This window comes from Microbacterium yannicii (assembly GCF_024055635.1).
GTDB lineage: Bacteria > Actinomycetota > Actinomycetes > Actinomycetales > Microbacteriaceae > Microbacterium > Microbacterium yannicii.
In genome coordinates this window covers 317,837-332,459 of the sequence record NZ_JAMXMB010000036.1, presented here as the reverse complement: position 1 = coordinate 332,459, position 14,623 = coordinate 317,837, and the positions used below count along the sequence as shown (strand labels likewise).

The window sequence follows — 14,623 nt, the reverse complement described above, 5'->3', positions numbered from 1 at the left end:
CGTGCGCGTGTGAACGTTCCGGGCAGAACTGGGCGCCGGCCGCACTAAGAGCCCGGCTCACCCCGGTTGTGCCCGGAAATTTCACGCTCGCCGTCGTCCGCCGATCTGGAGGAGCCCGGCGAGCGCCGTCTGAACCGCCTCGGGACTCCACATGATGTCTTCCGCGATCGGCCGGTAGGTCGCGTAGCCGCGCGCCGCGGCCTGCTGGTCCCGGCTGCGGTCGCGTCGCTGGTCATCCCAACTCGAGTGGAACGCCTTGCTGTCGCACTCCACGATCAACCAGCCATCGACGACGAAATCGACGCGACCGACCCCCGGAATGTCGACCTGGATGTCGAATGTCGCACCGAGTGTCCGCAGCATCAGTCGGACCAGCGTCTCGGGGCCGGACTCAGCGCGGCTGTCGATCAGCTTGCGGAGCACCCGGTGACGACGCGGCAGCACGCGGAACAGCTCGTCGAGGTCGTCATGCCGCAAGACAGCGAGGTGAAGCGCAGAGTCCAGCGTCGCCAGGGCGGCTCGCGCCGGCTGGCACCTGACCGCTTGCAGCACGGCGTCGAAAGCCTCCACCGAGATCGACCGGGGATGCGGCTCCCGGCGCAGCCGCGACCAGTGGCGACGGACAGAACGGCCCGCCACTTTCCTCTGCGCAGCATGCTCATGAACGTGGAGGTGGAGATCCACGTGCTCGAGCACGAACACTCCCAGCCGGGCGAGCTCCGACACGCACGCCAGACGCCCGCCGAGCCTGCAGGCGTCGACCACATCGGCCGGCGCATCCGGCCGAAGATACGCGCCGGCACGCGGTCTGAGCAGCCGACCCTCGACGACAGCTCGGGCAAGGTCTCTATCGGTCCAACCCCGGCGGCGCAGATCGCTTCGGCGGGAGAAGGACGCGGCCGAGAGTGCAGTCGGCATATCGGGCGTGGTCCGCAACGGCATGGTGTCGAGCGTGTCCGACGCCGCAACGCGGCCGTCGAACCTCGAGCCGGACTGTGGATACCTCCACCGAGGCCACGCGCTGGGGAGGAAAGGCGAGCTGCGCCGGAGCAGCATGTGTGAACAACCCGGGCAGAATCAGCAGGGCACCGCGTTTCCGGGCGCGAAACCGGCGATTCTGCCCGGGTTCTTCACGGCATCAGGACAGCGCGGGCACGACCTCGCGCTCGAACAGCTCGATGCCCGACAGGTCGTAGGCGGCCTCGGGGAAGTAGTGGATGGCGTAGCCCAGTCCGTGCCGCTCACGCTCGGCGAGACGCTCGACCACCTGGTCCACCGCGCCGAAGGCCGGCGAGCTCACGAAGTCGCGCTCGATCTGGTCGGCGCGTTCCTGACCGACGTGCGGCAGCAGGCGGTCCTTCACGACGGCGAGGCGCTCGTGCGCCTCAGCCTCGGTCGACCCGACGATGGTGTTGAAGTTCGAGCTGCGGGTGATGTCCGAGAAGTCACGGCCGAGAGCGTCGCAGTGGCCGCGCAGCACGTCGCTCTTGTGGTCGAACTCCTCCAGCGAGCCGGCGAAGTTCGTGTACGACGCGTACTTCGCCGCGACCTTCAGCGTCACCTTCTCTCCGCCGCCCGCGACCCAGAGCGGGATGCCGCCGTCCTGCAGCGGCAGCGGCTGCACGATGGCGCCGTCGACCTGGTAGTGCGTGCCGTCGAGGGTGGCACGGCCGGTGATCCAGGCCTGCTGCATGATGTCGACGCCTTCGCGCAGCATCCGCAGCCGTTCCGGAACCGGCGGGAAGCCGTAGCCGTACGCCTTCCACTCGTGCTCGTACCAGCCGCCGCCGATGCCCATCTCGGTGCGTCCGCCCGAGACGATGTCGACGGTCGCCGCGACCTTCGCGAGGTAGGCCGGGTTGCGGTAGCCCATGCACGTGCACATCTGGCCGAGCCGGATGCGGCTCGTCGTCGCGGCGAACGCCGCCATCAGCGTCCATGCCTCGTGCGTCGCCTCCTCGCTCGGCACAGGCGTCGTGTGGAAGTGGTCATAGACCCACAGCGACTCCCACGCTCCCGCGTCGGCCCGCTGTGCCAGCCCCTTCATCACCTCCCACTGCTCGGAGGGGTCGATGCCGACCAGATCGAATCGCCAGCCTTGGGGAATGAAGGTACCGAAGCGCATGCGCATCAGCCTATGGGGAGGACGGATGCCCCGACCCGACGCCGCGGCCCTCTCGTCGCCGGAGCCGCGAAAGGGTATATTGCGCCCTCCGCTCGCGCACGGCCCGGCCGCGACAGTGCCCTCTCGCAGCTCCCGGAGCTTCAGCCGACGGGGACCACGCGGGCATGCGGCATCCGCTCCCGCATCACGGCGATCGCCTCGGGGTTGTGGTCGACGAGGACGGCGTCGCGTCCGAGCGCGGAGGCCACCGCGCCCGTCGTGCCGCTGCCGGCGAAGAAGTCCAGCACCCGGTCGCCCGGGCGCGATGAGGCCTGCACGATCCGCCGCAGGACCCCCTCGGGCTTCTGCGTCGGGTAACCGGTCTTCTCGCGGCCGGTGGTCGGAACGATCGTGTGCCACCACACGTCGGTGGGCAGCTTGCCGCGCTCGGCCTTTTCGGGCGTGACCAGCCCCGGGGCCATGTAGGGCTCGCGGTCCACGGCATCCGAGTCGAACCAGTACGCCTTCGGATCCTTGACGTAGACGAGGATCGTGTCGTGCTTCGTCGGCCAGCGCTTGCGCGTCTTGGCGCCGTAGTCGTAGGCCCAGATGAGCTCGTTGAGGAACCGCTCGCGCCCGACGAGCGCGTCCATGAGCACCTTGGCGTAGTGCGCCTCGCGGTAGTCGAGGTGCAGGTAGAGCGTGCCGTCGTCGGCGAGCAGGCGCCACGCCTCGAGCAACCGCGGCTCGAGGAAGCCCCAGTAGTCGTCGAACCGGTCGTCGTAGGCGCGCAGGTCGCCGCGGATGCGCTCGTACTCGCGACCGTGGAAGCCCCGCCGCAACACCCCGACCCCGGCAGCGTCCGAGATGCCCCCGTCCTCGGCGACGGGTGCGGGGGACGGATGCCGCGACCGGGCGGTCTCGATGGCACGCTCCTGCGAGCGGCCGGTGTTGAACGGCGGGTCGAGGTAGATCAGGGTGAACGAGGCGTCGGGCAGTCGCCGGATCACCTCGAGGTTGTCGCCCTCGAGGATCTCGACCGAACCTCGGGCGGGCTGGGGGGACGGCGTGGGTTGCGTCACGGCACCCGACGCAGCCACGCGTCGGTCGCGAACTTGGACTCGACGAGCGCCTCGGCCTCCGCGTACTCGTCCTCGGTGATGTGGCCGGGGACGGCGCCGTAGAGGTGGGCGAAGGTCTCCTCGAGCTTGGCGATGATCGCCTCGCGTGGAAGGCCGGTCTGGCGGCGGAGCGGGTCCACGCGCTTGGCCGCCGACGTCGTGCCCTTGTCGCTGAGCTTCTCGCGGCCGATGCGCAGCACCTCGGTCATGACTTCGCCGTCCATGTCGTAGCTCAGGGTCGCGTGGTGCAGCACTCCCCCGTTGGCGAGCCGTTTCTGCGCCGCGCCGCCGATCTTGCCCTGCGGCGAGGCGATGTCGTTGAGCGGCTGGTAGGTGGCGTCGACGCCGAGGGCCCGCAGCGCCTGCAGCACCCAGTCGTCGAGGAACGCGTAGGAGTCCGCGAACGTCAGGCCGGCGACGAGGGATGCCGGCACGTAGAGCGAGTAGGTGACGATGGAGTTGGCGCCCATCATCATGGCGCCGCCGCCCGAGATCCGGCGGACCACGTCGAAGCCGTGCTTGGCGGCGCCGTCGGGGTCGACCTCGTTGCGCAGGGACTGGAACGAGCCGATCACGACGGCGTTCTCGTCCCACTCCCAGATCCGCAGTGTCGGCCGCCGTCGGCCGTCGCCGACGCGACCGGTCAGCACCTCGTCGAGTGCGAGGTTCATGCGCGGCGAGACGGGCTTGTCGTGCACGATCTCCCAGTCGAAGTCGCGCCAGCCCGGGGCGGTGACGAGCGCACGGCGCACGGCGGTGCCGACCGCTTCGGGGGTGAACCCCAGCAACTGCGCGCCGCTCGGAAGGGCCGACCGCACGGCGGCGGCGATGGCCGCGACGTCCGCCTCGATCGGCAGCCCGTTCACGGCTGCGTCGATGTCGTCGAGCGCGTCGTCGGGCTCGAGGAAGAAGTCGCCCGCGAGGCGGAAGTCCGCGATGCGGCCGTCGCGCTCCTCGAGGTCGACGACGACGAGCTTTCCGCCGGGCACCTTGTATTCGCCGTGCATGCGTTCAGCCTATTGCCGGGGCGCCGCGCCCCGGGTCCGGAGCCGATCGCAGCGCCGGGCCGCGTTTCGTCTCGCTCGTTCCTCGCTCGCTCAACGACCGAGAGGGTGTCCCGATCGTTGAGCGAGCGAGCGCTTGCGACCGAGGCGGGCCCCGGTCATCGAGCGAGGGAGCGGCAGCGACCGAGACGAGACGCCCCGGACCGGCGCCCGGCGGCCGGCGGGTCAGTTGATCCCGGGGATGACGAGCCAGCGGTTGACGAGCACGATCCACAAGGCGATGACGACGAGGGCCGCGATGGCGATGCCGATGCCCTGGCGGCCACGGAGGAGCAGCCCGACGACGATGACGATGAGCGTCGCGATCGCGAGCACGAGCGACCCGAACGGGATGCCGGGCAGGAACAGCGACAGGATGAACAGTGCGGCGACGACGATCTCGATGATGCCGACGATGGTGTTGCCCTTGCCGCGGACACGCAGGATGCCGTCGAAGAGGGCGAGTGCGCCGCCGATGAGCGCGATGAGCAGGAGCCAGCTGAGGGTGATCAAGGTGGGGGGAACCTTTCGCGAGGGATGCCGGGGCGTGTGCCGCGGCGCCGGTCAGCCTATCCACGCGCGTGCCCCCGACCGCGAAACGGCCGGGGTCTGGACGCGGCGCCCGCTCGACTGATAAGAGGCGGCGGCGACGGGGCGAGACATCCGTCACCGCCGCCCCTTCAGGAACAGGCGCGCCGCACTACAAGGTGCAGGCCTTTCCGTTGAGGCGGAATTGCCACGGCTCCTCGGCGGGGCCGGTGCCGGTCACCACGAAGGCGGTCGTCTTGCCGGGCCGCAGGACGGCATGCACGCGCGGACCGGTCACAACGACGTCGGCGCCGTCCTGGGTGAACGACCCTCCCACGACCCGCTTCACCTTCTGACCCTCGACCGACGTCCATTCCACCACCCATGGAGCGAGCGTGTCCGAGCCGTTGTTGCGAACAACGATCGACGCGAGGAATCCCTTGCCGACCTTTGCGCCCGCCACTTTCACGTGGCAGTCCAGCGGCGCGATGGGCGGGTTCGCGAGAGCGATGAGCTCGCGCGCCTGCTCGGCGAACCACTGGCCGGCCGCGGGATCCTCGATGCCGCGCTCCGGATCGAGCCGGCCGGCCGTGCCGCGGTAGCACTTGCCGTCGGACTCGCCGGGAACCTTGATCCACAGGTACGCGTCCACGAGGGGCGTACCCGTCGTGGTGTCGGGTCGGGCGCCCAGGCCGCGGTCCGGCGGGTTGCACCAGTCCTCATGCGTGTCGCCGTAGCGCCCTTCGTGGTCCCAGGGCCCGATGCCGTTGCGGCTGGTGTCGATGACGAAATGCGTGCGAGGCTCGACGCCGCCCAGGATCGCCGCGTAGCGCGAATCGACGCCGCTCGTGTTCAGCGCGGGGTCGGCGGCATCCGCAACCCATTCGCCGTACGGCGACATGCCCACGCCCTGCCAGTCGGTCGCCGGGCCGCCGTTCCAGTACTGGTTGCCGCAGGAGCCGAAGTCGCCCGGGTTCACCTCGGTGGCGTAGGCGAGGCACTGCGAGATCCAGGTGCCGAAGGCGGTGTTGTTCGCGGTGAACTGGTAGTTCGACGCGTTGAGGAAGAACCCGTCCGCGTGCTGCACGCCGGCCTTGATCAGACGGTCCGAGATCTCGCCGACGTTCAGCCACGCCGAGCTGGTGCCGTCGAGATAGACGGATGCCGCGGGCAGCGCGCCGATCGCATCCACCGCGTGGTTCAGCTGAGCGAAGCGATCGCTCGCGGCGGTCTCGGCGGGCACCTCTGCGGGCTGACACCATTCATGCTCGCCGCTGAGGGTGACGTAGTGGGGGATGATGCCGAGTCCGTCGGGCTCGAGGATCACGGTGGCCGCCCGGTCGCCGATGCCGGCCACGAACCCGTCGATCCAGGCCGTGTACGCCGTGGTGTCGGCCGCCCCTCCCGCGGAGTACTGTGCGCAGTCGCGGAACGGCAGATTGTACGCCACCAGCACCGGCATCCTTCCCTGTGCGGCCGCGGCCGTCACGACGTCGTCCACCGCGGCCTCGACCTCGGCCGGAGTGCCCGAGGTGAACCAGTCGGCGGAGGCGATCGATCCCAGCAGCTGTGCGTCGTCGCGCGCCTGGCCGGTGAGCGACTGCGCCGCCTCGAGCGTCGTGCTCCACGGGTCGACGTAGAGCTCGGAACCGGCGAGCCCTGGATCCGCGTCGGGTTCCTCCGCGCCGGCGGCGCTCGTGCTCAAGGGAACGGCCAGGCCGATCGCCAGGACCGCGGCGGTGCCGAGAGCCCAGGTGCGGCCCCGAGAGCGGGGGTGAAGGCGGGCGGGGAGATGAGTCATCGGATTCTCCTGGGTCGTCATCGACCGCCGGGCGTCGTCGCCCGGGGAGCGGCACGGCAGGAACGGCGGCCTCGGCGGCATCGGCGCCGCGTCCGACCGTGGGAGCGCTCCCACCGGTATCACTGCGGCCAGGATGACCCATCGCACCCCCGGCCGTCAACGGGAAGCGCGCCCACCGCTGCCCCGTCAGGCGCGGGCGGGCACGTGCCGGTCGAGCCAGGCGAGGAGGTCCGCGCGGACGTCCTGCTGCACGACCTCGTTGAAGATCTCGTGGCGTGCGCCCGGATAGACCAGCGTCGTCACGTCGGTGAACCCCGAGCGCGTGCGGTAGGCGTCGGCCAGCCGGTGCACGCTGCGCGGGCCGCCCACCGTGTCATCCCTGCCGACCATGAGGAGCGTCGGGATGTCGTGGCCGAGGTTCTTGCGCGGCAGCCCGTACATGCGAAGGGAGTCGAGGACGCCGATCAGCTTGATGGGGTCTTCACTGGTGGTGAGCGGATCGTCCAGGAAGGCCCGGCCCACCGAGAGATCGCTCGAGAGCCACTCGGTCCCCATCGCATCGGGACCGTCCCAGGGCTTGTTCAGCCCACCTGTGTGGATCGAACCCGGCATGCGCAGTGCCGAGCCGGTCAGAATGACTCCGTCGTAGGCCTCCGGATGCCGGTTCACCAGCATCTGAGCGAGGACGGAGCCGCCCGAGTGCCCGAGCAGGATGAGGGGGAGGTCGGCGTTCTCGGCGCGGATCTGCTCGGTGAACTGCCACATCGCGGCGAGCGCTCCCCGCAGGCCGCCGGGACCGAGGTGGCCGAGAAGGGCGACGTCGCCGCCGTGCTGCGTCATGCCGGTGCGACCGTGACCCCGGTGGTCGGCCGCCCACACCGTGTAACCGTGCGCGGTGAGCGCTTCGATCAGCAGGGCGTACCGCCCCGCGTGCTCGCCGACGCCGTGCAGCAGCTGCACGACCGCCCGCGGTTCGGTCTTCGCCGGATGGACGTCGAAGAAGATCGTGATGCCGTGCGCATCGATGAACTCGGGCATGCGCAGAAGTCTAGGTGCGGGATGCCCGTGCCCCGCGCACGACCGCATGCCGCGGCATCCGTCGACTTTCTTTAGCAAGGCTAATGAGCTAGGCTAAGTAATCGCATGAGCAGCAACGTGATCCCCATCCCAGAGACCGGCACCGACCCGGGCGAGCAGCCCGACCTCTCCTCCGCGGCTTCGCGGCTGCGGATCGCGACGTTCCGTCTCGCCCGCCGCATGCGCACGCAACGCGCTGTCGACTCGATGAGCGACGGGCAGTTCGCTGTTCTCGCGGCGCTCCGCATACACGGCGCCCACACGCTCGGCGATCTCGCCGAGCGTGAACGTGTTTCGGCACCGTCGATGAACCGCACCGTCAACTGCCTGCAGGAATCGGGCTACATCGTGCGCGCCTCCGACGAGACCGACGGTCGCAAAGTCGTCATCTCGCTCACGCCCGAGGGTGAAGCCGTGGTCGAGGAGACAGCGCGGCGTCGCGACGCGTGGGTCGAGGCGTCGCTTGCCGAGCTGACGCCGGCCGAGCGCGAGACCCTCGCCGCCGCCGCCGAGATCATGGCCCGGATGGTCGCCCGATGAGCGCGATGTTCCGGTCGTTCTCGGCCTTCAACTACCGCGTCTGGTTCATCGGCGCACTCGTGTCGAACATCGGCGCGTGGATGCAGTCGACGGCGATCAGCTGGGTCGTGCTGACGGAGCTCACCGACAACGACGCCGCCGCCATGGGCGTGACGATGGCGCTGCAGTTCGCCCCGCCGCTGCTCCTGGTGGGCGTCACCGGCATGGTCGCCGACCGCTTCGACCGGCGCAAGCTGCTCCTCATCACGCAGAGCCTTCTGCTGGTGCTCGGCGTCGCCATCGGCGTCCTCATCTTCGCGGGCGCGATGACGCTGCCGATCATGTACGCCTTCGCGCTCGCGCTCGGTGTCGTGGCGGCGTTCGACAACCCGGCGCGACAGGCCTTCGTCTCCGATCTCGTCGCCCGCGAGAACGCCTCCAACGCGGTCGCCCTCAACGCGGCGTCGTTCAACGGCGCCCGCATGATCGGCCCCGCCGTGGCCGGCATCGTCATCGTGGCCATCGGCACCGGATGGGTGTTCGTGGCGAACGCCGTGACCTTCCTCGCGATGCTCGCCGCGCTGGTGCTCATCCGCACGAACGAGCTCGTGCCGCGCGTCAAGGCGCCGCAGTCGTCGCGCCTCGCCGACGGCGTTCGCTACGTCGCGCGGCGCCCGGACTTCATCGTGACGTTCGCCATGGTCTTCCTCATCGGCGCGTTCGGCATGAACTTCCCGATCCTCGCCTCGACGATGGCGGTGGAGTTCGGCAGGGGGGCAGACGGCTTCGGCCTGCTCAGCTCGATCCTCGCGATCGGCTCGGTCGCGGGTGCGCTCCTCGCCGCTCGGCGCGATCGCGCCCGGCTGCGCGTGCTGATCGTGGGCACGGCGATGTTCGGCGTCGCCGCGCTGGTCTCGGCGTTCATGCCGACCTACTGGCTGTACGCGATCACGCTGATGTTCACGGGCTTCTCCGTCGTCACGATGATGACGACCGCGAACGGCTACGTGCAGACCACGACCGACCCCGTGCTGCGCGGCCGCGTGCTGGCGCTCTACATGGCGATCCTCATGGGCGGAACGCCGATCGGCGCGCCGATCGTCGGCTGGGTCGCCGCCGAGTTCGGTCCGCGGGCCGCGATCCTGGTCGGCGCCGTCGCCGCGTTCGTCGCCTTCGCGATCGGTGCGACGTGGCTGCTGGTCTCGGGCCGTCTGCATCGCCACGAGCAGAAGCGATTCCGCCTGACCCTCGACGAGACGCGGCCGCTGGCCATCGTGGTGCCCGAGGAGTTCAGCGATGAGGTTGCCGGCACGACGCCGATCCCCCTCCCCCGCGACGACGACGACGAGCTGCCCGCGCGCACCCGCGCCGCGAGCTGACCCCGCAAGGCGCCCACCCGGCGCTCGAGGATGCGCGAAAGGGGAGATCTCGCACGCTCCAGCGTGCGGAGATCTCCCTTTTCGCGGTTCCCGGCGGGCGGGGAACTCAGGGGGACGCGGGACGTGCGATCGTGAGGGACGCGACGGCGGGAGCGAGTCCGTCGGCGGTCACCGTGACGGTGGCCTCGCCCGGACCCGTGGGCCGGACGATCGCGAGGGCCCGACCGTTCCAGGTGGTCACCGACGGGCCGGCGAAGGACTCCTCGGTGCGGATGCGGCCGGTGCCGAGGCCGATCAGTTCGGCGTCGCCCTCGACCGTCACGGTGACCGCCCGATCGGCGTCGGAGGGCACGACGCCGTCGGGATCGGCGAGTGCGATGGCGACGAATCCGAGCCCGTCGGCGGTGATCTCGGACTTCTCGACGGATGCCGTGAGCCCCGGCTCCCCCGCGGTGCGCAAGGCCGTCCGGCCGATCTCCCGGCCACCGCTGCGAGCGATCGCGACGAGTTCGCCCGGGCGGTATTCGGTCTCGAACCGCGCACGGAACGCCTTCTCGGCCCCGACCGTCGCCACGCCCAGAGACACGCCGTCGCGGACCAGCTCGACCTCTTCGGCCGGTGCGTACACGTCGACCGTGACGGGGGCACCGGGCTCGGCATCCCACGTCCACGACGACACCGAGTCGTCCCACGACCACGGCGTCGTCGCGGTGGGGCGGCCGTGGTATCGCGGCGGGTGCACGGTCAGATACGGCTCGGAGCGCAGCCCGAAGACGGTCTCGCGGTAGTACGAGACCGGGCGGCGGTGCCCGGTGATGTCGATGTCGCCGCAGCCGGCGAGCAGGTACGGGTACGGGCCCGCCGTACCGGTCGGCTGGTAGCCCGGCTCGTCGGAGTAGTCGACCCGACCGATGCCCGCCTCGCCGAGATAGTCCCAGCCGGTCCACGTGAAGTCGCCGATGACGTGGTCGAGGCCCTCCACGAGCTCCCACATCTTCTCGATCCGCGACGGGAAGGTCTCGGAGCCCACGATGACCCGGTTCGGGAACAGCTCGCGGTCGAGCTCGTAGCGCGACTCCGCGTAGTTGAAGCCCACGACATCGAGCACCGACGCCGACTCCTCGGTCGAGCGCGTGACGAGCTCCGACGCGTTGGCCGCGGCCATCATGTCGCCCATCGCCGCCATCATCGTGTTCGGATCGGATGCCTCGGGCTCGCCGCCGTCGCCGGGCGCGGCATCCGTCTGCATGCCGTCCAGGTTCGCGATGATGCCGTTGATGCCGTTCGTCACCAGGCGGGTGTCGTCGCGCTCCCGGATGGCCTCGGCCAGGCGCCTGCTCCACGCCGAGCCGGCCGGCGTGGCGAGCTCGAGGATCTCATTCCCGATCGAGTACATGATGACGCTCGGGTGGTTGACGTCCTTCGCGACGAGAGCGTCGACGTCGTGACGCCAGCGCGCGGCGAACCCCGGAGCGGCGTCGAAGGCGACCTTCGAGCGCGTCCAGGTGTCGGTCAGCTCGTCCATCACGAACACGCCGTGCCGATCGCACGCGTCGAGCATCGCGCGGCTCATCGGGTTGTGGGCGCTCCGCAGCGCGTTGAATCCGGCCTCCTTGAGCAGCCGCACGCGGCGGTCCTCGGCGTCGGCGAACGTCGCGGCCCCGAGCGGACCGCTGTCGTGGTGCACGCAGGCCCCCCGCAGCTTCACGGTCTCGCCGTTGATCCGCAGTCCACGCGTCGCGTCGACCTGCAGGCGACGGATGCCGAAGGCCGCGGCATCCGTATCGATCACGTCGCCGTCGTCCGCGGCGAGCGTCGTGCGCACCCGGTAGAGCGAGGGGGCGGTGTCGCTCCAGAGCTTCGGGAGGTCGATCGCGAGGCGCACGCGCGCCACGGCGTCGGAGCCCGGGAGCACCGTCACCGGCGCCGTGCCCGACGCGGCCTCGGAGCCGTCCGGCGCCGACACCGTCCACGTGAGGCGCAGCGTGCGGGTGTGCCGCGAGCCGTTGCGCACCGTCGTCGCGACGCTCGCGATGGCGCGATCGGCGTCGATGTCGGGCGACGTCACGCGCGTGCCGTCGAGGGGGATGTGCAGCGGATCGCCGACCGCGAGGTGCACCGGCCGATAGATGCCCGCTCCGGAATACCACCGGCTGTCGCGGTGCGCGCGCGCCTCGACGGTGATCCGATTCGGCTGCCCGTAGCGCAGGTAAGGATCGAGCACCGCCTCGAACCCGTTGTAGCCGTTCGGCTCGTGCACGACCGCGTCGCCGTTGAGGAAGACGACGGCATCGCGGTAGACGCCCTCGAAGTCGAGCCTCACCGTCTTGTCGCGCCACGCGTCCGGGACGTCGAACGTCTTCGCGTACTCGAACACCCCGCCGGGGACGTAGCCGGTGTGCACGCCCTGGTCGCTGTCGGCCGAGCGGGGCAGGTCGCGGACCGCGTCATGCGGCAGGCGCACCGCTCGAGGCGCCGACTCCGGAGTCGGCGCCTCGAAGGCACCGAGCTTCGGGCCGACCGTCCAGCCGTCGAGAAAGGGTTCGCGGATCATGCGTCGTCCTCCGTGCGCGCTGCGGCCGTCGTGCCTGCGTCGAGGAAAGCCGCATCCGCCGAGCGGGCGTCGAGCACCTGCTCGAGCCCGGCGAGGTCGTAGCCGATGATCATGCTGCGGAACGCCTCGGCGAGCGCCTCCGCCATGTCGGTGGATCCGGGATCGAGCAGCCACTGCACCTGCAGACCGTCCATCAGGGCGATCGTCGCGACAGCGGCACGGCCCGGATCGACTCCCGGGCTGAGGCGACCCGCTTCGGCGACGCGACGGAAGGATGCGGAGACGCTCTCGCGCACGGACTCATACCGGTTCACGAAGTAGGCGTGGGCCGGATGCGCCGGGGATGTCGCCTCGGCGGACAGCGTGCAGTACAGCTCGACAACCCCCGGGATCGACGCGTTGTGCTCGGCGAGCTTGACGAGCCCGCGGAGGGCCTCGATGCCATCCGGCAGGTCGAAATCGACGAGCGCGCGGGCCAGTGCATCACGATGATCGAGCACGGCCATCAGCAGCGCGCTCTTGCTCCGGAAGTGATGCAGCAGCCCGGCCTCGCTCATGCCGACCCGCTCGGCCACCTCGCGCAGCGAGCCGGCGCGATAGCCGGACTCGGCGAACACCTCGAGAGCCGCGTCCAGGATCGCCGTGCGGGTCGCGGCGGATTTCGCGTACTCGCCGCGGGGCTTGCGCATCCTCGTGGGAGCGGTCCCCTCGCGCTTCGCCGCGGAGGTCGTCTCGGTCATCGTCTCACCGTAGCCCCGGGTCGTCTCGCGCACCTCCATCAGTGCCCGCCGGGGTCCTTCCCCTCCGTTGTATAACGAATTCCGAGTCATCGCTAGTTTTTTGATCCAAAAACCTAGCGCTCACTCGATATTGCTGTTAGCGTCTCCCGGCAGTAGGCGATCCGCAGGGGCATCGCCACAGATGAAGGGACCAAGGATGTTCCGTTGGAAGGCCACAGCAGCCACCATCGCGATCGCCGCGATCGCCCTCACCGGCTGTGCCGGTGGCGGGGGCGGTTCCGGGACGAGCGATTCGGGCCGAGCCGACCGGCTCACCCTCACCGCCATCATCGGCCCGACGAGCTACGACATCGGTCAGGGCGCCGAGTATGGCAACCGCAGCCCGTTCTTCCAGGCGGTGTTCGACACGCTGCTGCAGAAGAACGGCGAGGGCGAGATCGAGCCCTGGCTCGCCACCGACTGGGAGTACAACGAAGACAACACGGTGCTCACGCTGACGCTCCGCGACGACGTCGAGTTCACCGACGGCACCCCGCTCGATGCGGAGGCCGTGGTCGGCAGCCTCGAGCGCTTCCGCGACGGCACCGCCCCCCAGGCGGCGACCCTCGTCGGCAAGGAGTTCGCGGCCGTCGACGCCACCACCGTCACGATCACCCAGCCCGCACCCGACCCGTCGCTGGTCAACCTCCTCTCGATCGCACCGGGACTGATCCAGGCACCCTCGACGTTCGACGACCCCGACTCGGCGACCGAGCCGATCGGCTCCGGCCCCTACGTGCTGGACACGGCCGCCAGCGTCACCGGCACCACGTACGTCTACACGGCCAACCCGGACTACTGGAACCCCGATGTGGTCAAGTACGACAACCTGACGATCAACGTCATCGAAGACCCGACCGCCACCCTGAACGCCCTCAAGGCGGGCGAGGCCAACGGCGCGAAGATCGTGAACAACGACACGATCCCCGAGATCGAGGCGTCGGGCTGGACGATCGAGGCCAATGAGCTCGACTTCCAGGGTCTGCTGCTGTTCGACCGCGCCGGCACGATGGCGCCCGAGCTGGCCGACGTCAACGTCCGCAAGGCGATCAACATGGCGTTCGACCGCGAAGCGCTCCTCGAGGCGCTGCAGGCCGGCTACGGCACGGTGACCGAGCAGGTCTTCCCGACTACGTCGGTCGGCTACGACGAGGCGCTCGACAGCACCTACGAGTACGACCCCGAAGGGGCCAAGGAGCTTCTCGCCGACGCCGGGTACCCGGACGGGTTCACGCTGAACATGATGTCGACGCCCGCGTTCCAGACCACGTTCGACCTCGTCGCGCAGCAGCTCGCCGACATCGGGATCACGGTGAACTTCACCGACCCCGGCTCCGGCAATTTCATCACCGACATGCTCGCGCCGAAGTACCCGGCGACGTGGATGGCGCTGGAGCAGAACCCCGACTGGCAGCTGATCAACTTCATGATCGCGCCCGAGGCGACGTTCAACCCGTTCCACTCGCAGGACCCGCAGGTGGACGAGTACATCAGCACCATCCAGAACGGCACGCAGGAAGAAGCCGACCAGGCGACGAAGGACCTCAACGCCTGGATCGTCGACAACGCCTGGTTCGCCCCGTTCTTCCGGGTGCAGGGCACCTACGCGGTCGACGCCGACACGGACCTCGAGTTCTGGCCGTCGAACGCCTACCCGTCGATCTTCGGGTTCTCGCCGAAGAACTGAGTCCTCGCCCCGCCCGCGCGTCGCGCGCGGG

The 14,623-nt window shown here is 69.9% G+C and carries 12 protein-coding genes; 3 read left to right on the top strand and 9 right to left on the bottom strand.

What is annotated here, in order from left to right; translation table 11 throughout:
- Positions 1-81: 81 nt before the first annotated feature.
- The 7 genes from NCG93_RS15950 to NCG93_RS15920 form a co-directional block, all read right to left on the bottom strand.
- On the bottom strand, positions 82-702 hold the full coding sequence (locus NCG93_RS15950) for a hypothetical protein (RefSeq protein WP_252787579.1): 621 nt from the start codon (positions 700-702) through the stop codon (positions 82-84).
- Between the two features lie 436 nt (positions 703-1,138).
- Positions 1,139-2,125, bottom strand: a complete 987-nt coding sequence (locus tag NCG93_RS15945; RefSeq protein WP_194412747.1) for an LLM class F420-dependent oxidoreductase — start codon at positions 2,123-2,125, stop codon at positions 1,139-1,141.
- Positions 2,126-2,265: 140 nt separating this feature from the next.
- Entirely contained in the window at positions 2,266-3,186 is a 921-nt protein-coding gene (locus tag NCG93_RS15940) for a DNA-methyltransferase (RefSeq protein WP_194412746.1), read from the bottom strand.
- Complete coding sequence (gene lplAB / locus NCG93_RS15935) at positions 3,183-4,232, bottom strand: lipoate-protein ligase LplAB (RefSeq protein ID WP_194412745.1); 1,050 nt, start codon at positions 4,230-4,232, stop codon at positions 3,183-3,185. The genes NCG93_RS15940 and lplAB overlap by 4 nt, the downstream gene beginning before the upstream one ends.
- 222 nt (positions 4,233-4,454) lie before the next feature.
- A complete protein-coding gene (locus NCG93_RS15930) occupies positions 4,455-4,781 on the bottom strand; it encodes a hypothetical protein (RefSeq protein WP_194412744.1) in 327 nt (108 codons plus the stop codon).
- A 187-nt stretch (positions 4,782-4,968) separates the two neighbouring features.
- Positions 4,969-6,597 carry a glycoside hydrolase family 6 protein gene (locus NCG93_RS15925; protein ID WP_194412743.1) on the bottom strand — a complete coding sequence of 543 codons (1,629 nt, stop codon included), beginning with the start codon at positions 6,595-6,597 and terminating at the stop codon, positions 4,969-4,971.
- A 186-nt stretch (positions 6,598-6,783) separates the two neighbouring features.
- A complete protein-coding gene (locus tag NCG93_RS15920; RefSeq protein WP_194412742.1) occupies positions 6,784-7,635 on the bottom strand; it encodes an alpha/beta hydrolase in 852 nt (283 codons plus the stop codon).
- Between the two features lie 105 nt (positions 7,636-7,740).
- On the opposite strand from NCG93_RS15920, the gene NCG93_RS15915 reads away from it, so the two are divergent.
- Positions 7,741-8,214, top strand: a complete 474-nt coding sequence (locus tag NCG93_RS15915; RefSeq protein ID WP_194412741.1) for a MarR family winged helix-turn-helix transcriptional regulator — start codon at positions 7,741-7,743, stop codon at positions 8,212-8,214.
- Complete coding sequence (locus NCG93_RS15910; protein WP_194412740.1) at positions 8,211-9,572, top strand: MFS transporter; 1,362 nt, start codon at positions 8,211-8,213, stop codon at positions 9,570-9,572. Before NCG93_RS15915 ends, NCG93_RS15910 begins: the two co-directional genes overlap by 4 nt.
- A gap of 106 nt (positions 9,573-9,678) precedes the next feature.
- Here NCG93_RS15910 and NCG93_RS15905 read toward each other — a convergent pair whose 3' ends face one another.
- Both NCG93_RS15905 and NCG93_RS15900 read right to left on the bottom strand, forming a co-directional pair.
- Positions 9,679-12,126, bottom strand: a complete 2,448-nt coding sequence (locus NCG93_RS15905; RefSeq protein ID WP_194412739.1) for a glycoside hydrolase family 2 TIM barrel-domain containing protein — start codon at positions 12,124-12,126, stop codon at positions 9,679-9,681.
- A complete protein-coding gene (locus tag NCG93_RS15900) occupies positions 12,123-12,866 on the bottom strand; it encodes a TetR family transcriptional regulator (protein WP_241741575.1) in 744 nt (247 codons plus the stop codon). Before NCG93_RS15900 ends, NCG93_RS15905 begins: the two co-directional genes overlap by 4 nt.
- A gap of 196 nt (positions 12,867-13,062) precedes the next feature.
- On the opposite strand from NCG93_RS15900, the gene NCG93_RS15895 reads away from it, so the two are divergent.
- Positions 13,063-14,592 carry an ABC transporter substrate-binding protein gene (locus NCG93_RS15895; protein WP_194412738.1) on the top strand — a complete coding sequence of 510 codons (1,530 nt, stop codon included), beginning with the start codon at positions 13,063-13,065 and terminating at the stop codon, positions 14,590-14,592.
- Positions 14,593-14,623: the final 31 nt, after the last annotated feature.